This is a genomic window from Alphaproteobacteria bacterium (genome assembly GCA_030739735.1).
GTDB lineage: Bacteria > Pseudomonadota > Alphaproteobacteria > UBA7887 > UBA7887 > UBA7887.
Genome location: JASLYQ010000008.1, coordinates 1 through 23,356, shown reverse-complemented (window position 1 = coordinate 23,356; position 23,356 = coordinate 1). Strand labels below are relative to the sequence as shown.

Genomic DNA, 23,356 nt, shown 5'->3' with positions numbered 1-23,356 from the left:
GCCCTCCTTGCCCTCAAGCCCGGCATATGGCGTCCTCCACTATCCAGTCGACCAGTTCGCTGAAGCTAAGGCCGGCATGGGCGGCGATTTCGGGAACCAGCGACTGTGGCGTCATGCCCGGTTGAGTGTTGATCTCGAGCAAGCGTAGGCCCATGCCCTGTTCGCTGTCGTCGTATCGGAAGTCGGCGCGGCTGACGCCTTCACAGCCAAGGGCGCGATGCGCTCGCTCGGCAATGTCAAGTGCGGCCGCATGGTCGGTCCCGGGTATTGGCGCTGGGATAAGGTGTTCGGCGCGGCCTTCAAGATATTTGGTATCGTAATCGTAGAAGCCCTCGTGTGGGCGGATCTCCAGCATTCCGAGCGGCTTATTTCCCATCACCGCAACGGTGATCTCGCGGCCGGGAATATAGGCCTCTGCCATCACTTCGTTGCCATAGGGCCAGGGCTCAGAGTCGAAAGGCGGTGGCGCATCGTCGTCGACAAACAGGCGGACGCCGACGCTGGAGCCCTCATCGATCGGCTTGAGTACATAGGGTCGTCGCATGGGATGGCCGGCGAGCACCTCGTCACGCGTCACCACTCGGCTGGCTGCGACCGGTATCCCGGCTTCCTGGAAAAGGCGCTTAGCTAAGGGCTTGTTCATCGCCAGGGCCGAAGCCAATACTCCAGAATGGCTGTAGGGGATGTCCATGAGCTCGCAGAGGCCTTGGACGCAGCCGTCTTCACCATGCTGGCCGTGCAGGGCGTTGAAGATCACATCCACACTGGAACGCATTGGGGCGAGCTTGGTGACAATATCGTGTCCGACATCGATTGCTATGACACTGTATCCTAGACTGGTTAGTGCTTTGATCACGGCGGCACCACTCACTAACGAGACTTCGCGTTCAGCGGAAAGGCCGCCCATCAGCACTGCCACCCGCCGTGTCATGGGCGCTCTCCGGCAGGCTTGCCCAGGCGCCGAATTTCCCACTCAAGGGTGACGCCGCTTGTCTCGCGCACGCGCTCGCGCACGGTCTCGCCGAGCGTTTCCAGGTCGGTGGCGCTGGCCTTGCCGCGATTTATAAGGAAATTACAGTGTTGCTCCGAGACCTGGGCGTCGCCGATGGCTAGCCCGCGGCAACCGGCTTGGTCGATCAGTTGCCATGCCTTGGCACCGCTAGCCGGATTCGCGAAAGTGCTACCGCCGGTGCGCGCGCGGATTGGTTGGCTTATCTCGCGAGCCTGCACAATCTCGTGCATACGGGCGTCGATCTCATCGTAGTCCCCAGACTCGCCAACCAATGTAGCGCCCGTGCAGATCCAACCCTCAGGCAGCGTGCTGTGCCGGTAAGCGAAGCCGAGATTGTTTCCCGATAACTCCTGCACGTTGCCGGCGGTATCCAACACCTCGATGCTGGTTATGACGTCGGCGAACTCGCGCTTATAGGCGCCTGCATTCATGCGTACACCTCCGCCGATGGTGCCTGGCACGCCGACGAGGAACTCGAGCCCCGCGACACTTGCCTCGCAGGCCATCCGCGCGACTATCTTGTCCGCTGCGCCGGCGCCAGCGTGGACCATGGTCCCAGCAATTTTTATGCTCGTGAAGCCGCGACCTAGGCGCACCACCACGCCATCGATACCGCCGTCGCGGATGATCACGTTCGAACATGTGCCGAGTACGGTCACGGGCACCTCGGCACTGTGGGTGGCGAGGAATGCCGCAAGGTCGTCGCGATCGGCAGGCTCGAATAGCACTTCCGCCGAGCCGCCGACACGGAACCAGCTGATGCGATGTAGTGGTACGTCCGCGCGCATCTCGCCACGTACAGCTGGCAGTCTATCGATCAGCCGCGGGATGGTTGCTGCTATCATTGGCCATCTCTGATGGCATGTGGTGGCGCTGATAGAGCGGCGAGGCGGGTCGGCAGATCATTGGCCCACTGTGTTATGCTGCCGGCGCCGAGGCAGATTACCAGATCGCCATCCTCGGCGATTCCGGCGATAGTTTCGGTCAGCAATGCCTCGTTCTTGAGTGCGGTTACGGCCCGGTGCCCGCGGGCGCGAAGACCCTCCGCCAGCGCGTCTCGATCGAAGCCGTCGATGGGGGCTTCGCCAGCCGCGAAAACATTGGTGACAACCACGGCGTCAGCGTCGTTGAAGCAGGAGCAGAATTCCTCGAAGAGATCGCGTAGGCGCGTGAAGCGATGCGGCTGAACGACGGCGATCACACGGCCCTCGGCCACCTGGCGTGCAGCGTCGAGCACGGCGGCGATCTCCACCGGGTGATGGGCGTAGTCATCGACAATGCTGATACCACCCACTGTGCCGATGCGCGTAAAGCGCCGGCGCACGCCTTTGAAGGTTGAGAGAGCGGCGCGTACGGTGTCCTCAGTGATGCCCATCTCAGTGGCGATGGCGATCATGGCGAGTGCGTTCTGCACGTTGTAGGCGCCTGGGATGTGTAGCACCAGATTGCGCCAAATCCGCTCGCCGTCACCGCCGCGCCGGTTGATGGCGACATCGAAGTGCATGCCCTCTGAAATCGGCTGTACGTCTATGGCGCGCACATCGGCCTGCGGACTGGTGCCGTAGGTGACGATGCGGCGGTCCGGCATGCGTCCGATCATCGCCTGCACTTCCGCGTGGTCTATGCAAAGCGCGGCGAAGCCGTAAAACGGAATATTCTCGACAAAACTCTGAAAGGCGGCGCGCAAGGAATCAAAATTACCATAGAACTCCATATGCTCTGGATCGATATTGGTGACCACGGCAATGGTTGCCGGTAGGCGGACGAAGGTGCCGTCGGATTCGTCGGCCTCGACCACCATCCATTCGCCGGCGCCGAGGCGCGAATTGGTGCCGTAGGCATTGATAATGCCGCCATTGATCACTGTCGGATCTAGGCGCGCGGCATCGAGCAGAGCGGCGACCATCGAAGTGGTGGTAGTCTTGCCGTGGGTGCCGCCGACGGCGATTGACCATTTCAAGCGCATCAGCTCGGCCAGCATCTCGGCGCGACGAACCACCGGCAACATGCGCGTACGCGCCACTACGACCTCGACATTATCGGCTTTGACGGCGCTGGAGATGACCACTACCGCGGCGTCGCCGAGCGCCTCCTCGCTATGGCCGATGGTGACGTGGATGCCGAGCGCGCACAGGCGCCGGACGCTGGCGCTCTCCGAGAGGTCGCTGCCCTGCACCGTGTAGCCGAGATTGTGCATGACTTCGGCAATGCCGCTCATGCCAATGCCGCCGATGCCGATGAAATGCAGGGTGCCGATGTCAAGAGGTAGCGCGCTCATCGCGCACCCTCCTGCATCAGATCTTTGGCCAACGTCGCCAGCCTTGCCGCTGCGTCGGGCGCGCCGAAGGCTCGCGCTTTCTCTGCCGTGGTGGCCAGGGCCGGATCAGTCATGCGCGCGGCAATCGTATTGCGCAGGGCCTCGCCGCGGATATCGGATTCGGCGATCATCCAGGCGCCGCCAGCCGCGACCAGGGCGGCCGCGTTGGCACTCTGGTGATCATCGGTCGCATGGGCGAAAGGGATCAAGATTGCCGGTCGGCCGATACAGGTGAGTTCGGCAACGGTTGAAGCTCCGGCGCGCGCGATCACAAGATGGGCGCTTGCCAAGCGGTCTGCGATGTCGTGATAGAAGGTGTAGACCTCGGCTTTGATGCCGGCGGCATCAAGGTTTGCGCGGGCGTCGCTCAGGTCCTCTTCGCGGCATTGCAAGGTCAGGGCTAGGCGCGACCGGGTGGCGTCTGGCAGAGTGGCGAGCGCTTGCGGCAACCGGCTGCCCATGATGCGCGCGCCCTGGCTGCCGCCAATGACCAACAGGCGGAACGGTCCGTCCGGCTTTGGCGCGGCGTAGGGGACAGCGCGTGCGGCGACGATCTCAGCGCGTACCGGGTTACCCGTGGGGGCGAGCCGCTGGCCTGGGCGCACGCGCGTGGTTTTGGGGAAGGCGGTGGCGATGACGCGGGCGCGGTGGGCGAGCAGCCGGTTAGCGCGGCCGAGAACTGCATTGGCTTCGTGGATGAGAGTCGGCACGCCGAGGCCAGCGGCCGCGAACAGAGGCGGCACCGAGGCATAGCCGCCAAACCCCACTGCCAGCGGCGGCTTGAGCCGACGCAGCAGGCCCCGCGCCTGCCAGGTGCCGATAAGCAGATTGGTTAGTGAGCGTAGGATGCCGAGAACATTGCGCTCAGCAACGGCGCCGGCGCGTACGGCATAGCACGCAACGCCAGCTATCTCGCCCTCAAAGGCGCTGCCCCGACGGTCGGTGATGAAGGCGGTCTCGATGCCGTCCGCGCGCAAGGCGGCCGCCAGTGCCAGCGCCGGAAAAACATGGCCACCGGTGCCGCCGGCCGCGATTACTACCGGCCCGCTCATGGCCAGCATCCCGGGCGTACGTGCCAGCGTGTAAGCGCCAGCACCATGCCCATGGCCACCGCCAGCGAGAGCATCGACGAGCCACCATAGGAGATAAAGGGCAGCGTCATACCCTTGGTCGGAAGCAGGTTGAGTGAGACCGCCATGTTGATTAGTGCCTGCATGCCGAACAGTGTCAGCAGCCCGGCCGCGGCGAGCAGGCGGAAGAGGTCCTCTTCTTTCTGCAAGCGCAAGAAGCCACGCAGAACGACGAAGGCGAAGAGCGCCACCAGCGCTAGGCAGGCGACGAGACCAAACTCCTCACCAACTACGGCGAAAATAAAATCCGAATGGGCGTCCGGCAAGTGAGCCTTGATCACTCCCTCACCTGGTCCGCGGCCGAGCAGCCCGCCACTCGAAAAGGCACTGAGAGCGGTATCGATCTGATAAGTATCGCCCGTGGCCGGATCGAGAAAGCGGTCGATACGACTTTGCACATGATCTAGAGTTCGATAGCCCGCTATTAATCCACTGATACCCACCGCCATGAGCACGCCGACCCAAAGCAGCGGTAGGCCGGCCAGGAACCACTGTGCCGACCAAACCACGGTGGCGGCAAAGGCCATGCCGAAGTCAGGTTGCATAACAAGTAGCAGAAGTACGATCGCGAACAGCCCCGCCGACATCGCATCCCCGGGTACGCCGCGACTTTGGCGCTGCAGGGTGAACAACCAGGCCGCGACTACGGCCAACGCTGGTTTGACGATCTCCGAGGGCTGGAAGGAAATTCCACCGACGGCCAGCCAGCGGCGGGAGCCGTTGGCTTCGAAACCGAAGATCAGCGTCGTCAGCATCAACAGCATGCCGACGCCAAGCATGATCATGGCCAAGCGGCGGACACCGACCGGCGAGAGCAGCGATACCGCCAGCATCAGGAACAACGATGGCACCAGGAAGGCGAGGTGCCGGTGCGCGAAGTGAAAGCTGTCGAGGCTGAGGCGCTCTGCAACTGCTGGGCTGGCCGCCAGCACCATCAGGGCGCCGAGCGCGAGCAAGACAAGCAGCGCCGCCAGCATCCAGCGGTCCACGGTGAGCCACCAGCGTCCGAGCAGGCTCGAATCGACGCGAGCCGGAGCGCTCATGAGAGGGCCTCGACAAGCTGGCGAAAACGCTCTCCACGCGCCTCGAAGTTGGCAAACTGGTCGAATGAGGCGCAAGCTGGCGAGAACAACACCACCTCACCTCGCGCCGCGGTTTCAGCTGCTTTGGCTACGGCACGGTCGAGGGTGCCACACTGAACTGTGGGCATATCGAGTTCTGTTGCCAAGTGTTCCGCTGTCTCGCCGATTAAATAGGCGCACACGACATGATCGAGCCAGGGTTTGAGCGCACCGAAATCTTTGTTTTTGCCATGGCCGCCGGCAATCCAGTGGATGCGCTCGAAGGCAGACAGTGCCTGGGCCGCTGCTATGGCATTGGTCGCTTTGCTGTCGTTGATAAAGCGCACGCCGCGCTGCGTCGTGATAGGCTCCATGCGGTGGGCAAGACCCGGATAGGAGGCAAGCCCGCTCGCCGCCTCGCCCGCCGTAAGGCCAAGGGCGCGAGCGATGGCGTAGGCTGTGGCAGCGTTTTGGCGATTGTGGCTGCCGGCCAAGCTGTCGATGCCGCTAAGCGATGTGATGCGTATTGCGTCGTTGTCAAGGGCGTCGTGTAGGGCGCTGTCGGCGACAAAGACGCCGCGTTCGACCGGTCCATGGGTCGATACCGGAATCAGCCGTTGGGCGCCATGCTCGGTAAGGTCGTCGAAGATGGCGGCGGTAAGCCGGTCGTCGATAGCGATGACCGCGCTGCAAGCCGCGTCCTGGCCGTCGAAGATGTGCCGTTTCGCCGCGACATAGCCGTCCATGCCGCCATGGCGGTCGAGGTGGTCCGGTGACAGATTGAGTAGCGCCGCCACATCGAAGGCCATACCACGGGCCAGATCGAGCTGGTAGGACGACATTTCGATTACGTAGGTACCGTCGTCCTCAAGCGGTTTTAGGTCGAGTGTCGGGGTGCCGATATTGCCGCCGATCTGCACCGCGCGGTCGGCATGGCGCAGCAAGTGTCCGAGCAGGGCTGTGGTGGTCGACTTGCCGTTGGTACCGGTAATACCGACAATCTGCGGACCCTTGGTGCGAACCGCGGCAGCCATCAACGGCACATCGCAAAGAATCTCGACGCCGGCGGCTACCGCCGCGTGTACCACCGGGTGTGGCTGCGGATGGGTAAGGGGCACGCCAGGGCTGAGCACAAGCGCTTTGATGCCCCGCCAATCGGTGTCTGGCAGGTCGGCTGTCTTTGCACCGAGCCGTGCAGCCTCGCCCAGGTTGCCCGCGCGATCGTCGCCGGCCAGCACCTCGGCGCCGCCCGCGATAAGCGCCCGAATAGCCGACAGGCCGCTCCGCCCCAGTCCGAAGACCGCGACCCGTTCGCCCTGGAATTCCGTAACCGTGATCATCGCCTCACCTCAACTTCAGGGTGGCGAGCCCGACCAGCGCTAGGATTAGGGCGATGATCCAGAAGCGGATGACGATGGTTGGCTCTTCCCAACCCTTCTGCTCGAAGTGGTGATGCAGGGGTGCCATACGGAAAACGCGGCGCCCGGTCAGCTTGAATGAAGTCACCTGTGCGATTACGGATACCGCCTCCAGCACGAACAGTCCGCCGACGATGGCGAGCACCAACTCGTGCTTGGTGATGACGCTGATGGTACCGAGCGCGCCGCCCGTGGCGAGGCTTCCGGTGTCACCCATGAAGACCATGGCGGGTGGTGCGTTGAACCAAAGAAAGCCTAGGCTGGCGCCGAGCAGGGCGCCGCATAGCACGGCCAGCTCGCCGGCGCCCGGCACCGCATGAATTTGTAAGTAATTGGCAAAGACTGCATTGCCGACGAGATAGGAGATTATGCCGAAGCACGCCGCGGCGATCATGATCGGCACGATGGCCAGGCCGTCGAGGCCGTCGGTCAGGTTGACCGCGTTGGAGGCGCCGACCACCACCAGCATGGCGAAAGGGATGGCGAACCAACCGAGTTGGATCAGTACGCTTTTCAGAAACGGTAGGGCTAGGGCCATGGAGAGGTCGTTGGGCACCAGCCACGTGATCCATACCGTCGCCGCAAGCGCGATGGCGAACTGGGCGAGCAGCTTGAGTGAGCCCGGCAGACCCCGATGGTGGCGCTGGGTAACCTTGAGATAATCGTCGGCGAAACCGATGATGCCGAAGCCGACCGTGACCAGCAACACGATCCAGACGAACTGGTTGCTCAGGTCTGCCCACAACAGCGTGCCGGTTATCAGGGCCAGCAAAATCAGGAAGCCGCCCATGGTCGGCGTGCCCTTCTTGGTTTCCAGATGCTTCTCCGGCCCATCGTCGCGGATCGGTTGGCCTTCCACCTGGCGCGTGCGCAGCAGACGGATCAGACCCGGCCCGACGATGAAGCTGATAATGAGAGCGGTAAGGACGGCGCCGCCGGTGCGAAAAGTGAGATAGCGGAACAGGTTCAGGACCGCGTAATCCTCGGCGAGCGGCGAAAGGAAGTTGTAGAGCATTTCCTTGCCCCTTCCGCTCAGCAGTTGCCATTGGCGGCGAGCAACATGGCGTCGCCCTTGTTGTCGGCCGTGATTAGCGCCGTGACCACGCGTTCCATGGCGCTGCCGCGCGAGCCCTTGACCAGGACTGCGTCGCCCTTGCGCAGCGTCGCTGAGATCTGCGGCGCGAGTTCAGTGGAATCCGCCGCGTGGAGGCCGCGGCGGTGATGCGGTAACGCATTATGTGTAGCTGCCGATAATGGTCCGGCCGTATGCACCAGATCAACCTCAGCCTGCTCCAGGTTGAGCGCCAGTGCAGCATGCAGGCTCTCTGCGTCGTCGCCAAGCTCCAGCATGTCGCCGAAGATGGCGACGCGCCGGCTTCCACCGCTTTCGGCGAGCATCGCGATAGCTGCGCGCATGGACGCGGGGCTAGCGTTGTAGCTGTCGTCGATGAGCAGCACCCGGCCGCAGGCGAGGTCGAGGGGGCGCATGGCACCGCGTCCGGCTGGGGCAATGGCCTCGGCAAAGGCTGTTACAGCGCGGTCGATATCTTCGCCAAGCGCGTGGACGGCAGCCAGTGCGGCAAGGCTGTTCATGGCCCAGTGGCGGCCGTCGATGCCGAGCACATAATCGAGTCGCCGACCGTCGATCGCGATCGATACGCGGTTGTTGCCGGGCGTTGGCCAGTAGTCGAGTAAGCGCGCTACACAGGCCTCGGATGTGCCGAAATCAATGATGCGCGTGATTCCTGCTTCACCCGCTGCCTTGGCCAGATAGGCAAAATGGGGGTTGTCCCGGTTGAGCACAGCAGTGCCACCCGGAATTACCCCGGAGAAGATCTCCGCCTTGGCTGCGGCGATCTCACCGACGTCGCGGAAATAGGCCAAGTGAACCGCCTCCACGGTTGTTATCAGCGCTACGTCGGGGCGGGCAACATCGCTCAGTACGGCAATCTCGCCAGCATGGTTCATGCCCATCTCGAGTACGCAGAAGTGTGTTTGTGACGGCAGGTTCGTTAGGCTCAGGGGCAGGCCGATCTGGTTGTTGAGATTGCCGCGGCTGGCGAAGGTGGTGCCGAGGGTTGAAAGTGCCCGCGCTGCCAAGTCCTTAGTGCCGGTCTTGCCGACGCTGCCGGTGATGCCGACTAGGCGCGCCGCACTGCGCGCGCGCCCGGCTCGGGCGAGGGAGATGAGGGCCGCCTCCGTGTCCTCGACTAGGAGCAGCGGAGCCCTCGCGAGCCCGGGTGGCACGCGAGAGACCATGGCGGCTGCGGCAGCTGCTTCCAGGGCCTGAGCGACGAAGTCGTGACCATCGAAGTTTGGTCCTGACAAGGCGACAAACAACTCGCCACCCGTCAGGCTGCGGCTGTCTATTGAGACGCCGGCGGCGGTCCAATTGCTGTGCGCCCTTCCACCGCACGCACTTGCCGCCGCTGTTGCCGTCCATGACGCCAGGGTGGTCACGGCATGGCCTCCCCGCCACGGCCAAGCACGGCTTGCCGCGCGGTCTCGGCGTCGTCGAAAGATATCTGTTGATCGCCAATGATTTGCGTTCGTTCGTGACCCTTACCGGCGACCAGCAAGCCATCGCCGGGTGCCATGTTCGCGACGGCGCTATCAATGGCATCGGCCCGGGCGCTGATCTCGCGGGCGCCGGGGCAGGCGGCAACGATTGTGGCGCGGATCGTGGCCGCATCCTCGCTACGCGGATTGTCGTCGGTCACTATGATGCTGTCGGCAAGCTCGGCCGCAATGGCACCCATCAGCGGCCGCTTGCCGGCGTCGCGGTCGCCGCCGCAACCAAAAACCAGGTGTAGGTGCCCCGTAACATGAGGGCGCAGGGCGACGAGCACTGCGCGCAAGGCATCGGGCGTGTGGGCATAATCCACGACCACGGGACCGCCGTCCGCATGCCGTGCTACCAATTGCAGACGACCCGGCGCGCCGGCCAGGTGGGGCAGGGTGGCGAATACCGCTGCCGCGTCCTCGCCGCAGGCTATGGCCAGCGCTGTGGCGCATAGCAGATTGCTGATCTGGAAGTCGCCCAGCAGTGGCGTCTGGAGGGGGTAGCTCTGCCCATCATAGGCCGCTTCGAAGCGCTGACCTGCGGCGAGCACGCACTGCGCTGACAGGGAGAGGTCGGCCGGCCCTGCGCCGATGGTAATGATCCGCTGGCCGCGCTTTCGACACTGCGCGGCAAGTGCCAGGCCGCGGGGGTCGTCCGTATTGATGACGGCGCAGCCGTTCGCCGGCAGGACCTCGAAAAACAGCCGCGCCTTGGCCGCCATGTAGGCGTCCTCGCCAGCGTGATAATCGAGATGGTCGCGGCTGAGATTGGTAAAGGCCGCGGCCGTTAGCGTCAAGCCGTCGCAGCGGTGTTGGGCGAGGCCGTGGCTCGAGGTCTCTAAGGCCACATGCTCGATGCCGGTACCGGACAATGCTTGGAGGGTTGCGTGCAAGGCGGCGGGCTCGGGAGTGGTCAGTGATGTGCCGGCATCGAAGCCCGGTGCCGAGACGCCGAGCGTGCCGAGGCTGGCCGCGGGCTTGCCTAGCCGCTCCCAAATCTGACGTAGGAAGCCGACGACGGAAGTCTTGCCGTTGGTACCGGTCACGGCGGCAATGGTGCGCGGTTGCGGGGCGAAGAAGCGCGCCGCTGCTAGGGCGTAGCGGCGGCGTGGGGTCTCGTCTGCGATCAGTGGCAGGCCGGCTGTGGCGCAGGCTTCCGTCGCCGCGGGAGAGGCAAGCACCGCTGCCGCCCCTTGCCTGGCGGCATCGGCGATGAATTGCGCGCCATCGGCCCGGCTGCCTGAGAAAGCGGCAAACAAATGGCCCGGCTTTACAAGACGACTGTTGCTGCTAAGCCCGGTGATTTCCAATTCGCTGTCACCTGCGCGCGTCATTCCCGTTTCGCCGACTACCTCAGAAAGACGCAAGACGGATCTCAGTACCGTCAGGCGTGATCAAGAGCGGCGGGGCTTCGGCTTCGCCGATCGGCTCGGGGCGTGGTGGCAGGCCGGCTAACGGCCCGATACGTGCGACAACGTGTCCCACCACAGGTGCCGCGGTCCAACCGCCGGTGGCGTAGCCGTAACTGTTCTCGGTGCCGTGGGGCTCGTCGATCACCGCCAGAATCACATATCGCGGGTTGTCTATGGGAAAGGTGCCGAGGAAGGACGACAGAAGGCGGTCGCGGTCGTAACCCTCGGGGCTATTTTTCTCGGCCGTACCGGTCTTCCCTCCCACCAGATAGCCTTCCACATCAGCCTTGCGGCCGGTGCCATGCTTGACCGCCAGACGCAGCAACTGGCGCATGCGCCGCGAGGTCTCGGGGTTGATCACGCGCACCCCGGGCGTCGGCGCGTTGCGCAGCAGCAGTGTAGGCGGGCGCATGGTGCCACCATTGACGAGCCCGGTGGCGGCGCTGGCCAATTGCAGTGGGCTAACCGCAATGCCGTGACCGAAGCCGATGGTCGCGGTATTGATGTCGCGCCAGCGTGCGGGTGTCATCGGTGCGCCGATTTCCGGTAGTGCTACTGGCGCCGGGCTCAACAAGCCGAAGCTGGCCAGAAAAGCCTGCTGTCGGTCGCCGCCTAGATCGAGCGCCATCTTGGCGGCGCCGATATTGGACGAATGCATGAAGATTTCTGGCACCGAGAGCCAGCGGTTCTCAGCGTGAAAATCCCGAATGGTAAAGCGGGCTAGGTGCAACGGCTCCGAGGCGTCGTAACCATCCTCAAGCTCGACGATGCCGGCATCGAGCGCAGCGGCGATGGTGAAGGTTTTGAAGGTCGAGCCCATCTCATAGATGCCGTGGCTGGCGCGGTTGAAGCGGGCATCGCCTGGACTGCGCCCGGGATCGCGGTTGGGATCGAAACTGGGTAGGCTGACCATGGCCATGACTTCGGCGGTGTCGACATCGATGATGATGCCGGCCGCACCCGAGGCTGAATAGGTCACCATGCCGGCGGCCAACTCCTGGTGCAGGATGTGCTGGAAGCGGACGTCGAGCGACAGCGCTAGCGGCGTATCGGGCGCTGTGGTCAGACGCCCTTCGTGGGCCTTCTCGATGCCGGCGAGGCCGGCATTGTCAACATTCGTGAAGCCGACCAGATGCGCCGTGGCTTCGCCTTGGGGATATACCCGGCGCTGCTCGCGCAGAAACTGCAGGCCGGGCTCGCCGAGGCGATTGATTTCGTATGCCTGGCGTGGCGTCAGGTGTCGGCGGATCCAGACGAACCCGCGGTCGCTGGCAAGGTGAAACTGGGTCTTGGCACGGTCGAGCCCGGGCACGATCTCGGCCAGATGTGCGGCGGTTGCTGCCGGGGTGCGGATCAGTCGGGAATCAGCATAGAGCGAGTGGGTTTCGAGGTTGGTCGCCAGCACGATGCCGTTGCGGTCGATGATATCGGCGCGCAGCAATGGCATGCCGATGGCGGCGCTGCTGCGCGAGCGCTCGGCCGCGCTTTCCAACAAGCTGATCTTGGCGAGTTGCGCAGACAAGATCGCAAAGCCAAGAGCGAACAGCGCTGCACCTACGACAAGGCGGGTGCGCGCGACTTCGAGGGTGCCCTTGCCGGCACCTTCCAGGCGTACTGCCGGCGGGGCCATCAGCGCTCTCCCTCGCCGACGCCGGCGAGGATCGTCGCGGCCCACGGCAGATCGGAGATTCGCATAACCTTGTCGGCCCCGAGCGGCACCAGGTCGAGATGCGCGCTGGCTAACTTGGCCAGGCGCTCGGGGCGGTCGAGGAAGGCCCATTCCGCCTCAAGCACGTGAATCGCCTCGCGCTCTGCCGCGAGCTCGTTGGTGAGGAGAGTATGCTCGGCCTCGAGTTCTGCAACTTCATATTTGAGTTGGTAGAGGGCGAGTGCCGCAGCACTCAGCAGGAACAGGGTGAGCGCGCCTGAGAGGCGGATCATGCGGCGTTCTTCCAGGCTGGCTCGGCCGTGCGCTCTACGGCGCGTAGGCGCGCCGACCGAGCACGCGGGTTAGCTGCAACTTCCGATGCCGATGGTTTCACCACCCGCTTGTGCAGCAGCACAAAGGATGGCGGAGGGGCTGCGGTTTGCTCGGCGGCGGCGGGGCTGTGGCGGGAGGGCCGCGTCGCGGGTCGCGCGCGCCGCGCCAGGAAGCGCTTGACCAGGCGGTCTTCGAGGGAATGAAATGACACCACCACCAGGCGGGCGCCGGCCGTGAGCAGTTTTTCGGCCGCTGCGAGCACGCGGCGTAACTCGCCGAGTTCGTCGTTGACGTGAATACGCAGGGCCTGGAAGCTCCGCGTCGCCGGGTCAGGGCCACCACGCTGAGGCGGCAGGGCGCGGTGGATAATTTCGGCGAGCTGTGTGGTGCGGGTCAGTAGCGCGGTCTCGCGTGCGGTTACGATGGCGGCAGCGATGCGGCGCGCCTGGCGCTCCTCACCATAACGATAGAGGATATCGGAAAGTTCAGATTCCTCGGCGTTGTTGACCACGTCCGCAGCGCTCTGGCCGTTGCATCCCATGCGCATGTCGAGCGGCCCGTCCGCCTGGAAACTGAAACCGCGTTCGGGTGTATTGAGCTGTGGTGAGGAAACCCCGAGGTCGAGCACCACCCCGCCATTGATACGGGCGGTATCATGGCTTTGTAGCAGGCTATTGAGATTGCCAAAGCAGCCTTCGATGACGCGCAACCTTTCGCCGCTCTCTGCGGCCAGCGCCTTGGCGCGGCACACCGCCTCTGGGTCGCGGTCTATGGCCAGCACCATGCACGGTGCAGCATCGAGAATGGCCTTGCTGTAACCGCCGGTGCCGAATGTGGCGTCGACGTAAAGCGCACCCTCTCGCGGCGCCAGGGCGCCGATGGCCTCGTCCAACAAGACGGGCACGTGGCCGGAACGTCGGGGGGGGGACATTCCGGTCACGTGCCACTCTCCACAGGGTCCGCTGGGCCCTGGGGGCGCCGACGCAGCGCCTGACGGTCGGCTAGGGCACGGTCGCGAACCTGTTTTTGGTAGGTTTGGAAGCGCACAGGTTCCCAAATCTGAAACGACCGGCCCTTGCCGACATACACCACCGCCTCGGCGATACCAGAATGGTCACGAAGCGCGTCAGGGAGGATGACGCGTCCGTCCTTGTCCGGCGTGAGGGGGAAGCTCATGCCGAATATCGCCGCCGACAGGTGATCCTGTTCGTCCGAAAATGGGTCGAGACTGTCGATGTCTTGACTCAAGTCTTCCATGAAGGCGCTCGTGTGGCACTCGATTGAGCTGTTGGAGAGGGCAGGGAAGGCGTAGAATGTCGCGCTCTTGCCGAGCACGTCGCGGAACCGGGCCGGGACGGAGACCCGCCCCTTGCGGTCGATGCGCTGTTCGTGACTGCCGACGAAAATCCCCACCGTGTCCCCCAATGCCCCGATCGTTCCGAAGCCCGGATTGGTCCGGCCTTTGCCCTACTGCCTCCGTAAGCCTCTTTAACCTTGGCCACCCTAGAGCCTTTATGGATCTATATGGGTTTACATGGAATTAAATGGGATATCATGGGAATTTCTGGTGGTCAATGGAAACAAGCATGTCAAACATGGGTTTACACCAGTGAAGCTCATCAAACTTCTCGGTCCAGCGCAGAGCATCTAAGAAATGACTCTAGGTTTCGTGGGTTCTCTTCTACCTACACCCTAGAGATCGATTTAGGTGAAAATTTGTTCTTGTAATGTTCTATTTGTGACAAATGAAAGAACCGCATTACACTTGGCCACAAAAGGTTACGGAAAGGTTTTGATTTGGGTTCATCAAGAATTAGGAAGAATCGTCTTGGCTCGGATCACCCTGGCGGCCATCATGGTGGGCGAGAAATTCAGGGGGAGGCCATGCGTAACATCGTGTTTTTGATCATTGGCTTGACGGCTGGGCTGTTGGTCGGCTTCGTTGCCGTAGATGGAGGGCCGGAGCAGGTTACGCTGACGGAGGCCGCGGTGCCCCAGGATGTGATCCGCTGGAAGGTTACGGGCGCCGTGCCGGCCTCGCTGGTTCAAGTCGGCACCCTATCTGAGCGCGCAACCAAGTTGATCACGGGGCTGTCCGGCGGCCGTCTGCACGCCCAGTTCTACGATCCGGGCGCGCTGGTTCCGGTGATGGAGATGTTCGACGCGGTCTCCGCCGGTGCCATCGATGCTGGCATCGCCACGGCCGGTTATTGGGTTGGCAAGGAGCCGGCCTTAGCTTTCTTTTCGGCCGTGCCCTTCGGGCCGAATGCTGGCGAATACATGGCCTGGTTCTATTATGGCGGCGGCAAGGAGATGTATGACGAACTCTATGCCCGTCATAACATGAAGGGCGTTATGTGCGGTATGCTCCCGCCTGAGGCCTCTGGCTGGTTCCGCGAGGAGATCATCAGTGTGGAGGATCTGCGTGGGCTGAAGATGCGTTTTTTCGGCCTCGGCGGCGAAGCGTTGGAGCGCCTTGGCGTCTCGACCCAGCTGATCGCCGGCTCAGACATCTATCCGGCGCTTGAGCTCGGCACCATTGATGCCACCGAGTTCTCCATGCCCGCCGTCGATCAGGCCCTGGGCTTTCACCAGATCGCCAAGCACTATTACTTCCCAGGTTGGCACCAGCAATCGACCTTCCTCGAGCTGATAGTAAACATGGAGCGCTGGCAGGCGCTTCCAGATGATCTCAAGCTGTTGGTGGAGACGGTCTGTGGCGAGAGCATCCGGCTCAGTATTGCTGAGGGTGATGCGCTACAATTCAAGGCCATCGCCGCGCTCAAGGAACAGGGCGTCAGCGTGCACAGATGGTCGCCGGAAATCCTCGCTGCTTTTGAGGCAGGCTGGCAGGAGGTGGTCGCAGAGCGCTCGGCCGAAAACGCCGATTTCGCTCGCGTCTGGCAGTCCCTTAAAGCCTTCCGTGAAGACTACGCGGTATGGTTGGGGTTGGGATACTTGTAATCCCTAACAGGCTTCGATAGGAGAGGTCCCATACCTCAGTTTTCTTGTGGTCGCAAATCTGCAACCGCGCAGGAGTTTTGACATGCGTAACGTATTGCTGTTGGTCGTCGGCGTGGCGGCTGGCCTTGGCGTTGGTTTTTTTGCCTGGAAGGATGGCCATGTGGCACCTGCGCCGCAGGGTGAGGCGCCAGCGCCGGCGAGTGCCGCGCTTGCGCCGAACGTGACGTGGAAAATGGCGAGTTCTTTTCCCTCCAGCATGGTGTTGATCGGCAGCATGGGGCTCCACCTTTCCGACTCGGTTGACAGGCTGTCGGGCGGCGACTTCAACCTCAAGTTCTTCGAACCTGGCGCTCTGGTGCCGCCGCTGGAGATATTCGATGCGGTTTCGACTGGTGCCATCGACGCTGGCTGGACGGCATCGGGTTATTGGGCAGGCAAAGTACCAGCGCTGCAGTTCTTTACTGCCGTGCCCTTTGGTCCTGCCACCGGCGAGTACATGGCCTGGGTCTATTACGGCGGTGGCATTGAGATCTATGACGAGCTTTATGCCAAGCACAACATCAAGGGCATTCCCTGCGGCTCGGTGGCGCCCGAAGCATCGGGCTGGTTCCGAACCGAGATCACATCGCCGGAGGATCTAAAGGGTCTCAAGATGCGCTTCTTCGGGCTTGGTGCGAAGGTCATGGAGAAGCTCGGTGTTTCGACCCAGCTAATCGCTGGCGGCGACATCTACCCAGCGCTCGAGCTCGGCACAATCGATGCCACCGAGTTCTCCATGCCCGCCATCGACAAGGAATTGGGTTTTCACGAGATCGCCGGCCACTACTACTTTCCGGGCTGGCACCAGCAGTCGACCTTTATTGAGCTGATGGTCAACATGGAGCGCTGGAACGCGCTCGACGATCGCCGCAAGGCACAACTTGAGATTGCCTGCGGCGAGAACTTCCGTCAGTCAATCGCCGAGGGCGAGGCTATCCAGTTCGGCGCTCTTGAAGAGCTATCGGCGGCGGGCGTCGAAGCGCACCGCTGGTCGGACGAGATGATGGCCGCGTACAGCGGTGCTTGGGACGAGGTAGTAGTCGAGGAAGCGGCGGCCGATCCGGGTTTTGCTGAGGTCTGGGAGTCGCTCAGCACCTTCCGCGAGAAATACGCCGTCTGGAAGAACCTCGGGTACCTATAGGTGACGGTGGGCGCCGACCGTGGTTGGCGCCCACATCTCCCCCCCCCGACGCAACCCGGTGATATCATCGCCGCCATGTCGCTGTGTCAGGTTTCCCACTCTGATAGGGCATGGCGGCGTGTAGTGGCTGATGTCGGGGCATATGCTGATTATGTTCGACTCGACTCACTTGAAGGCGCTCATCGATGGCACAACTGTGCCGGCGCTCTTCATCTCGGGCTGACTTTGCAAAGCTGGCAGACGTCAGACGGCCTGTAAGCCGGGTTCTGTACCCTTGCGGGTGATGGCTATTCCTCTAGGACGGCCGTTACCGGACGCCTCGTGCGACCTACCCGGACAGCGGCCCCGGAAACCGGGCCTCGGCCCTGCCGAGACAGGACCTGCGCCGTCCCTATTTGGTCTTGCTCCTGGTGGGGTTTACCGTGCCGCCGCCGTTGCCGGCGACGCGGTGCGCTCTTACCGCACCCTTTCACCCTTGCCCACGGACCGAAGCGCGCAGGCGGTCTACTTTCTGTTGCACTGTCCCTAGGGTCGCCCCCGCCGGGTATTACCCGGCACCGTGTTTCCGTGGAGCCCGGACTTTCCTCTCCGCGCTTGAGCGTGGAGCAGCCATCCGGCCATCTGACGCGCACCAAAGGTGGCAGGCGGCGACAGCGCGGTCAAGAGCCGGCGCGCAGCGCCTCATCCTTCTCTGAAAGCTCGAGCCAGCGGGCCTCGGCGGCCTCCAGCTCGGTGCGCCGCGCTGCCAGGCTGGTGCCTGCAGCCTTAAAGGCCGCGATATCGCGGCTGTAGAAGTCGGGATCAGCGAGCCTTACCTGAAGCGCGGCGATCTCTGCCTCGATCTCGCCGATACGATCAGGTAGGGCGTCGAGCTCACGCTGCTCCTGATAGCCGAGGCGGCGGCGTGTAGTGGCGCGCCTGGGCGCCGCTGTTCGCTTCACTTCTGGTTTTGCTGTGACTTGACCACGCTGGCGCAGCATGTCGGTATGGCCGCCGACGAAGGCCTCGACAAGACCATTGCCGGGCAGCCACAGGGTGTGGGTCGCCAGACGGTCGATGAAGGTGCGGTCATGGCTCACCATAAGTACGGTTCCGTCGTAAGCGCCGAGTAGGTCTTGCAACAGGTCGAGGGTTTCCATGTCGAGGTCGTTGGTGGGCTCGTCGAACACCAGCAACTGGCTGGGTCGCGTGAACAGAAGCGCCAGCAGCAGCCTTGCCTGTTCGCCGCCAGATAAGCTGGCAATGGGGCTGCGTGCCTGCCCGGGATCGAACAGAAAATCGCGCAGAAAACCCACGACGTGTTGCTGGCGGCCCTGCGACCAGACGTTGTCGCCGCCCTCCGGGCAGAGCGTGTGCCAAAGCGTCGCCTCAGGATCGAGGGCATCACGGTCTTGCGAGAAAACGACCGGGCTGATGTCGTCGCCGAGGCGCACGCTGCCGCTGTCAGTCGCCAGCTCACCGATCAGTAAGCGCAGCAATGTGGTTTTGCCGACTCCATTGCCGCCCGTGATTGCCACCCGATCACCGCGGGCGACGCGTAGCGAAGCGCCGTCGATCACCTGGCGGGAGCCGAAGCGCTTGGCAATCCCTTCGGCCTCAACCACGATCTTGGCGCCCGGCTCGGCGGTGGCAAGGCTCAGCGGTGCCGTGCCGTGCGGCAGGTGGGCGATGCGCCGGCGGCGCTCGTCTCGCAGTGCCTTGAGCTTGCGTAGCCGGCCCTGGTTACGCGTGCGCCGTGCTGTCACGCCCTTGCGCAGCCATTCGTTCTCGGCATCGAGCTTTTTGCCAAGCCGCTTCAGCGCCTGTTCTTCTTCCGCGAAAATCTTGTCGCGCCAATCCTCGAAGCGCGCGAAGTCGTGCTCGGCGATACGTAGCGTGCCGCGATCGAGCCAGGCCGTGCGCGTTCCGACATCGCTCAGCAGCGCCCGGTCATGGCTGATCAAGACGACCGCACCGGGATAGGCGGTCAGTCTCACTTCCAGCCACTCGATAGCCGGTAAATCGAGATGGTTGGTCGGCTCGTCGAGCAGTAATAGGTCCGGCTCGCCGACCAGCGCCCGCGCCAGCGCTGCTCGCCGCGCCTCGCCACCCGACAGCGACGCCATCAGACGCGCCGCGTCCAGCCCCATGGGCTCGAGCGCCTCCTCTGCGGCGTGGGCCGGTGCGTGGTTGCCGCCGGCAACGAAGGTTGCGACAGTCTCGCTCTTGCTCGCCTTGACTACCTGCGCTAGGGCGCCGACCGTGAGGCCTGGCTGGGCCCAGCGCTCGCCTGCATCCGCCTCGATCTCACCAGCGACAAGGTGCAGCAATGTCGACTTGCCACAGCCGTTGCGCCCCACGAGACACAGCCGTTCGCGTGCGCCAATCGACAGCGACACGCGATCGAGCAAAGGTGTGGCTCCGAAACGCAGTGAAACATCGCGCAAGGTGAGAACGGGTGGCGACATGGTGGGCCGGAGTTGGGAAAAGAAGACGGGCCGCGCTGGGCGCGACCCGCCTGGTCTTGGGTCTTCGTTCGCGGGCGCCTTAGAAGCCCATACCGCCCATGTCTGGCGGCATCGGCGGAGCGTCTCCACCGGCTCCCTTTTTCTCGGGTTTCTCGGCCACTAGCGCTTCGGTGGTGATAAGAAGACCGGCCACGGACGCCGCATCCTGCAGGGCCGCACGCACGACCTTCGCGGGATCGACGATGCCGGCGCTGAACATGTCGACGTAGGTCTCGTTTTGGGCATCGAAGCCATGATTGGCCTTTTTCGACTCCATCAGCTTGCCGACCACCACAGAGCCGTCGACGCCGGAATTCTCGGCGATCTGGCGCACCGGCTGCTGCAGGGACTTGCGCACGATGTCGACACCGACCTGCTGGTCGTGGTTCTCGGGCTTGACCTTATCGAGAGCCTTGGCGGCCACGAGCAGGGCCACACCGCCACCGATGACGATACCCTCCTCGACCGCAGCGCGGGTCGAATTGAGTGCATCCTCGACGCGGTCCTTCTTCTCCTTCACCGCGATCTCTGTGGCGCCACCGACATGGACGACGGCCACGCCGCCAGCCAGCTTGGCTAGGCGCTCCTGCAGCTTCTCACGATCGTAATCCGAGGAGGTCTCCTCGATCTGCGCTCGGATCTGCTCGCACCGGCCGCGAATGTCCGTCTTCTTTCCGCCGCCATCCACGATAGTCGTATTATCTTTGTCGATGGAGACGCGCTTGGCCTGACCCAGCATGTCGAGGGTGACGTTCTCGAGCTTGATGCCGAGGTCCTCGGAGATCACCTGGCCGCCGGTTAGGATGGCCATGTCCTCGAGCATCGCCTTGCGGCGGTCGCCGAAGCCGGGCGCCTTGACGGCGGCGACCTTGAGGCCACCACGCAGCTTGTTGACCACGAGCGTGGCCAGCGCCTCGCCCTCGACGTCCTCGGCGATGATCAGCAAAGGCTTGGACGACTGCACCACGGTCTCCAGCAGCGGCAGCATGGCCTGCAAGTTGGAGAGCTTCTTCTCGTGCAGTAGCAGATAGGCGTCCTCGACCTCGACCTCCATTTTTTCCGCATTGGTTACGAAGTACGGCGACAGGTAGCCACGGTCGAACTGCATGCCCTCGACCACGTCGAGCTCGGTCTCGAGGCCCTTGGCCTCCTCAACCGTGATCACGCCCTCGTTGCCGACGCGCTCCATGGCGGTGGCGATGATGTCGCCGATCTCGCGCTCGCCGTTGGCTGAGATGGTGCCGACCTGTGCTACTTCCTGGTTGGTGCGCACGGTCTTGGCCTGTTTGTGCAGGTTGGTGACCACGGCATCGACAGCGAGGTCGACGCCGCGCTTGAGGTCCATCGGGTTCATGCCGGCCGCGACCGACTTCATACCTTCGCGGAAAATCGACTGGGCGAGCACCGTTGCTGTGGTGGTGCCGTCGCCGGCGATGTCGTTAGTCTTTGAGGCAACCTCGCGGACCATCTGCGCGCCCATGTTCTCGAACTTGTCGGCAAGCTCGATCTCCTTGGCGACGGTAACGCCGTCCTTGGTGATACGTGGCGCGCCGAACGACTTGTCGAGGACCACATTGCGGCCCTTGGGCCCGAGGGTGACCTTGACCGCGTCGGCCAGAATATCGATGCCCCGCGCCAGGCGCTGGCGGGCATCCATGCTGAATTTGACGTCTTTAGCTGCCATTTCTCGTCTCTTTCCTTTTTCGCTCAGGCGGCTTTGCGCGACTTGCCCTTGGCCTTCTTCTTAGGCTCAAGCACCGCCATGATGTCGGACTCCTTCATGATCAACAGATCCTCGCCGTCGATCCTAGCTTCAGAGCCTGACCACTTGCCAAACAGAATGCGGTCGCCAACGCTGACATCGAGCGCCACGGTCTGGCCCGTTTCGTCACGGGCGCCGGGGCCCACGGCCACGACTTCGCCTTGGCTCGGCTTTTCCTTGGCGGTGTCCGGAATGAGGATGCCGCCGGCGGTGCGCTCATCTTCCTCGACGCGACGAACCACTACACGGTCGTGCAACGGACGGAACTTCATCTATGACTGTCCCCTTTATAAGCGGATTGTTCTGCAAATTGTCAGCACTCGACGGAAGAGAGTGCTGATAGCTTCGGCGCGGATTTGGGGTAAAGCCGAGGCGGAGTCAAGGGGTGGCCCGAAGATTTTTGGCAGAAGTCTCGCAACAATATCGTTAACCAATTGAATATATTAGAAATTTTTGTTATATCCAAATATCGATAACGCGAGATGAGACAACGGCTGAAACGAATGTTGTGGGGTGGTGCCTGACGACGGCGGAAATCCTCTATCACATGCTCGACCACCCCCGCCTGTTGCCGACCTATGTCTAACAGGGCTGGGACTTGGTGCAGCAATTCTCGACCTTGCAGGAATTTCTGTGCTTCTGGCAGTGCGAGTTCGATGGGCCGCAGCACTCGGTACACCTCGGCGGCGCCCAGCAGACCGGCCTGCGTCGCGCGGATTGGCAGGTGGCGCTGCACTGACCTAAAGTAGGCCGAGTTCTCTGGCAGAGGAGACGGCTATGGAAGCCGAGGCGAGCCAGGCGATCGATCTGGCGACGGAAATTCTCACGGCCTACGGGCTGCGCGTAATTGGTGCGGTGGTTATTCTTATCGTCGGTTGGGTCGCGTCAAGCTGGGCTGCCCACACGATCCGCAAGATTGCGGTGCGCAGCGAACATGTCGATGTCATGCTGGGCAGCTTCCTCGCCAGCCTAGCGCGCTACGGAATCATCGCCGTCACGGTGCTCGCCGTGCTCGCCAAGTTCGGCGTGCAGACGGCGAGTCTGGTGGCGGTGCTGGGCGCCACCGGCCTTGCCATTGCGCTCGCCCTGCAGGGTACCCTCGGCCATATCGCGGCGGGTGTGATGATCCTCTTCTTCCGCCCCTTCAAGGTCGGGCAGTATGTTGAGGTTGCGGGCCAAGCTGGCACTGTGAAGGCGGTGACACTGTTCACTACAGAGCTAGCGACGCCAGACAACATTCAGATTCTCATTCCCAACGGCCAGGTCTGGGATACGACGCTGCGCAATTTCAGCCATTATGAAACGCGGCGCATCGAGATCATTCTCGGCATAGATTACGGCGATGATATCGATAAGGCGGTGGCCAGCGTGCGCGCGGTCATTGATGCCGAGTCCCGCATCCTGCCGGCCCCTGAATCCCAGGTTGTGGTCGGCGCGCTGGGCACGAGCTCGGTAGATCTGAGCATACGCGTCTGGGCCAAGAGAGACGACTTCTTCGACACCAAGGTCGACCTTACCAAAGCGCTTAAGGAGCGTATGGATGCCGACGGCATCTCCATTCCCTATCCGCATCAAACTTTAATTATACAGCGAGATAATGATTAGTGATAGTCGCAGGAGGAAGACATGAGCATCACACAGCTATTTTTCGAGTTCTCCAGAGTCCGCATTCACAAATAAAAAACCGTTATTGAGCGTACTAAATACCTAGTTTACCGGCGTGCTGATTCCGCTTTGACCATATCACAAGAAGCAACCATACTTGGCTTGCTGAGGAATGACTGGTGTCCCATCTCAACGTAGGGCACCGCATAAAGCATGGGGATGCCCTATGTGTTCTAGGTGCCATCGGGGGAATGCTGTCCCCTCGGTGGACCATAAAGCAGGTACAGCTTCGTTGGTGGTGGGACGGTGGTATATTTCCCTTGAATTTCTGAATTATCTGGGAAATGTTGGCCGGAAGTGACTTGTTCAATGTATTGTTAAGTGCGCTGACGCTGAGCACAACGAAACGTGAGGCCCAAAAGACATGCTCCGAAAACTGCATTCAAGACAGCATTATTTAGTCAGC

Annotated in this window: 19 protein-coding genes, 1 other RNA gene and 1 pseudogene; 4 read left to right on the top strand and 17 right to left on the bottom strand. The window is 62.7% G+C overall.

The window, feature by feature from the left end; genetic code table 11:
- Window positions 1-13 precede the first annotated feature (13 nt).
- The 13 genes from QF629_05690 to QF629_05630 are packed head-to-tail and all read right to left on the bottom strand — an operon-like array spanning window position 14 to window position 14,306.
- Window positions 14-931 carry a D-alanine--D-alanine ligase gene (locus tag QF629_05690; protein MDP6013022.1) on the bottom strand — a complete coding sequence of 306 codons (918 nt, stop codon included), beginning with the start codon at window positions 929-931 and terminating at the stop codon, window positions 14-16.
- Window positions 928-1,857 carry a UDP-N-acetylmuramate dehydrogenase gene (gene murB, locus QF629_05685; protein ID MDP6013021.1) on the bottom strand — a complete coding sequence of 310 codons (930 nt, stop codon included), beginning with the start codon at window positions 1,855-1,857 and terminating at the stop codon, window positions 928-930. The genes QF629_05690 and murB overlap by 4 nt, the downstream gene beginning before the upstream one ends.
- Window positions 1,854-3,290 carry a UDP-N-acetylmuramate--L-alanine ligase gene (gene murC / locus QF629_05680; protein MDP6013020.1) on the bottom strand — a complete coding sequence of 479 codons (1,437 nt, stop codon included), beginning with the start codon at window positions 3,288-3,290 and terminating at the stop codon, window positions 1,854-1,856. The genes murB and murC overlap by 4 nt, the downstream gene beginning before the upstream one ends.
- Complete coding sequence (gene murG / locus QF629_05675; GenBank protein ID MDP6013019.1) at window positions 3,287-4,381, bottom strand: undecaprenyldiphospho-muramoylpentapeptide beta-N-acetylglucosaminyltransferase; 1,095 nt, start codon at window positions 4,379-4,381, stop codon at window positions 3,287-3,289. Before murG ends, murC begins: the two co-directional genes overlap by 4 nt.
- On the bottom strand, window positions 4,378-5,502 hold the full coding sequence (ftsW, locus tag QF629_05670; GenBank protein ID MDP6013018.1) for a putative lipid II flippase FtsW: 1,125 nt from the start codon (window positions 5,500-5,502) through the stop codon (window positions 4,378-4,380). Before ftsW ends, murG begins: the two co-directional genes overlap by 4 nt.
- The gene (gene murD / locus QF629_05665) at window positions 5,499-6,860 is read right to left on the bottom strand and encodes a UDP-N-acetylmuramoyl-L-alanine--D-glutamate ligase (protein ID MDP6013017.1); all 1,362 of its coding nucleotides are present in this window, start codon (window positions 6,858-6,860) and stop codon (window positions 5,499-5,501) included. The genes ftsW and murD overlap by 4 nt, the downstream gene beginning before the upstream one ends.
- A 4-nt stretch (window positions 6,861-6,864) precedes the next feature.
- Window positions 6,865-7,953, bottom strand: coding sequence for a phospho-N-acetylmuramoyl-pentapeptide-transferase (gene mraY, locus QF629_05660; protein MDP6013016.1), 1,089 nt, complete (start codon window positions 7,951-7,953; stop codon window positions 6,865-6,867).
- Window positions 7,954-7,970: 17 nt separating this feature from the next.
- Window positions 7,971-9,398: a UDP-N-acetylmuramoyl-tripeptide--D-alanyl-D-alanine ligase gene (gene murF, locus QF629_05655; protein MDP6013015.1), complete on the bottom strand. Its 1,428-nt coding sequence runs from the start codon at window positions 9,396-9,398 to the stop codon at window positions 7,971-7,973.
- Window positions 9,395-10,834, bottom strand: a complete 1,440-nt coding sequence (locus tag QF629_05650) for a UDP-N-acetylmuramoyl-L-alanyl-D-glutamate--2,6-diaminopimelate ligase (protein ID MDP6013014.1) — start codon at window positions 10,832-10,834, stop codon at window positions 9,395-9,397. Before QF629_05650 ends, murF begins: the two co-directional genes overlap by 4 nt.
- A gap of 19 nt (window positions 10,835-10,853) precedes the next feature.
- Window positions 10,854-12,542, bottom strand: a complete 1,689-nt coding sequence (locus tag QF629_05645) for a penicillin-binding protein 2 (protein ID MDP6013013.1) — start codon at window positions 12,540-12,542, stop codon at window positions 10,854-10,856.
- Complete coding sequence (locus QF629_05640; protein ID MDP6013012.1) at window positions 12,542-12,853, bottom strand: hypothetical protein; 312 nt, start codon at window positions 12,851-12,853, stop codon at window positions 12,542-12,544. Before QF629_05640 ends, QF629_05645 begins: the two co-directional genes overlap by 1 nt.
- Entirely contained in the window at window positions 12,850-13,824 is a 975-nt protein-coding gene (rsmH, locus tag QF629_05635; GenBank protein MDP6013011.1) for a 16S rRNA (cytosine(1402)-N(4))-methyltransferase RsmH, read from the bottom strand. Before rsmH ends, QF629_05640 begins: the two co-directional genes overlap by 4 nt.
- A 5-nt stretch (window positions 13,825-13,829) precedes the next feature.
- Window positions 13,830-14,306, bottom strand: a complete 477-nt coding sequence (locus QF629_05630; GenBank protein MDP6013010.1) for a hypothetical protein — start codon at window positions 14,304-14,306, stop codon at window positions 13,830-13,832.
- 471 nt (window positions 14,307-14,777) lie between these two features.
- Here QF629_05630 and QF629_05625 point away from each other — a divergent pair, with 471 nt between their 5' ends.
- Window positions 14,778-15,857 (top strand): TRAP transporter substrate-binding protein, encoded by a 1,080-nt coding sequence (locus QF629_05625; GenBank protein ID MDP6013009.1) that lies wholly within the window; start codon window positions 14,778-14,780, stop codon window positions 15,855-15,857.
- An 82-nt stretch (window positions 15,858-15,939) separates the two neighbouring features.
- Window positions 15,940-17,037 carry a TRAP transporter substrate-binding protein gene (locus tag QF629_05620; protein MDP6013008.1) on the top strand — a complete coding sequence of 366 codons (1,098 nt, stop codon included), beginning with the start codon at window positions 15,940-15,942 and terminating at the stop codon, window positions 17,035-17,037.
- Between the two features lie 239 nt (window positions 17,038-17,276).
- Here the strand turns inward: QF629_05620 and rnpB are convergent.
- From rnpB to QF629_05600, 4 genes are all read right to left on the bottom strand, one after another.
- Window positions 17,277-17,662: RNase P RNA component class A (gene rnpB, locus QF629_05615), an RNA gene on the bottom strand.
- A 34-nt stretch (window positions 17,663-17,696) separates the two neighbouring features.
- On the bottom strand, window positions 17,697-19,484 hold the full coding sequence (locus QF629_05610; protein MDP6013007.1) for an ATP-binding cassette domain-containing protein: 1,788 nt from the start codon (window positions 19,482-19,484) through the stop codon (window positions 17,697-17,699).
- A 79-nt stretch (window positions 19,485-19,563) separates the two neighbouring features.
- Window positions 19,564-21,207: a chaperonin GroEL gene (gene groL / locus QF629_05605; GenBank protein ID MDP6013006.1), complete on the bottom strand. Its 1,644-nt coding sequence runs from the start codon at window positions 21,205-21,207 to the stop codon at window positions 19,564-19,566.
- 23 nt (window positions 21,208-21,230) lie between these two features.
- Window positions 21,231-21,557 (bottom strand): co-chaperone GroES, encoded by a 327-nt coding sequence (locus QF629_05600; protein ID MDP6013005.1) that lies wholly within the window; start codon window positions 21,555-21,557, stop codon window positions 21,231-21,233.
- A gap of 236 nt (window positions 21,558-21,793) precedes the next feature.
- On the opposite strand from QF629_05600, the pseudogene QF629_05595 reads away from it, so the two are divergent.
- A pseudogene (locus QF629_05595) lies at window positions 21,794-22,024 on the top strand (hypothetical protein).
- A gap of 38 nt (window positions 22,025-22,062) precedes the next feature.
- Window positions 22,063-22,890 (top strand): mechanosensitive ion channel, encoded by an 828-nt coding sequence (locus QF629_05590; GenBank protein ID MDP6013004.1) that lies wholly within the window; start codon window positions 22,063-22,065, stop codon window positions 22,888-22,890.
- Window positions 22,891-23,356 lie beyond the last annotated feature (466 nt).

What these genes read in the sequence shown, in the direction of transcription:
- QF629_05600 (MDP6013005.1), bottom strand. Translation starts at nt 21,557, where the DNA reads ATGAAGTTCCGTCCGTTGCACGACCGTGTAGTGGTTCGTCGCGTCGAG.
- murG (MDP6013019.1), bottom strand. Translation starts at nt 4,381, where the DNA reads ATGAGCGGGCCGGTAGTAATCGCGGCCGGCGGCACCGGTGGCCATGTT.
- QF629_05590 (MDP6013004.1), top strand. Translation starts at nt 22,063, where the DNA reads ATGGAAGCCGAGGCGAGCCAGGCGATCGATCTGGCGACGGAAATTCTC.
- QF629_05645 (MDP6013013.1), bottom strand. Translation starts at nt 12,542, where the DNA reads ATGGCCCCGCCGGCAGTACGCCTGGAAGGTGCCGGCAAGGGCACCCTC.
- ftsW (MDP6013018.1), bottom strand. Translation starts at nt 5,502, where the DNA reads ATGAGCGCTCCGGCTCGCGTCGATTCGAGCCTGCTCGGACGCTGGTGG.
- QF629_05650 (MDP6013014.1), bottom strand. Translation starts at nt 10,834, where the DNA reads ATGACGCGCGCAGGTGACAGCGAATTGGAAATCACCGGGCTTAGCAGC.
- QF629_05690 (MDP6013022.1), bottom strand. Translation starts at nt 931, where the DNA reads ATGACACGGCGGGTGGCAGTGCTGATGGGCGGCCTTTCCGCTGAACGC.
- rsmH (MDP6013011.1), bottom strand. Translation starts at nt 13,824, where the DNA reads ATGTCCCCCCCCCGACGTTCCGGCCACGTGCCCGTCTTGTTGGACGAG.
- QF629_05625 (MDP6013009.1), top strand. Translation starts at nt 14,778, where the DNA reads ATGCGTAACATCGTGTTTTTGATCATTGGCTTGACGGCTGGGCTGTTG.
- murB (MDP6013021.1), bottom strand. Translation starts at nt 1,857, where the DNA reads ATGATAGCAGCAACCATCCCGCGGCTGATCGATAGACTGCCAGCTGTA.
- mraY (MDP6013016.1), bottom strand. Translation starts at nt 7,953, where the DNA reads ATGCTCTACAACTTCCTTTCGCCGCTCGCCGAGGATTACGCGGTCCTG.
- QF629_05610 (MDP6013007.1), bottom strand. Translation starts at nt 19,484, where the DNA reads ATGTCGCCACCCGTTCTCACCTTGCGCGATGTTTCACTGCGTTTCGGA.
- QF629_05620 (MDP6013008.1), top strand. Translation starts at nt 15,940, where the DNA reads ATGCGTAACGTATTGCTGTTGGTCGTCGGCGTGGCGGCTGGCCTTGGC.
- murC (MDP6013020.1), bottom strand. Translation starts at nt 3,290, where the DNA reads ATGAGCGCGCTACCTCTTGACATCGGCACCCTGCATTTCATCGGCATC.
- murD (MDP6013017.1), bottom strand. Translation starts at nt 6,860, where the DNA reads ATGATCACGGTTACGGAATTCCAGGGCGAACGGGTCGCGGTCTTCGGA.
- QF629_05640 (MDP6013012.1), bottom strand. Translation starts at nt 12,853, where the DNA reads ATGATCCGCCTCTCAGGCGCGCTCACCCTGTTCCTGCTGAGTGCTGCG.
- groL (MDP6013006.1), bottom strand. Translation starts at nt 21,207, where the DNA reads ATGGCAGCTAAAGACGTCAAATTCAGCATGGATGCCCGCCAGCGCCTG.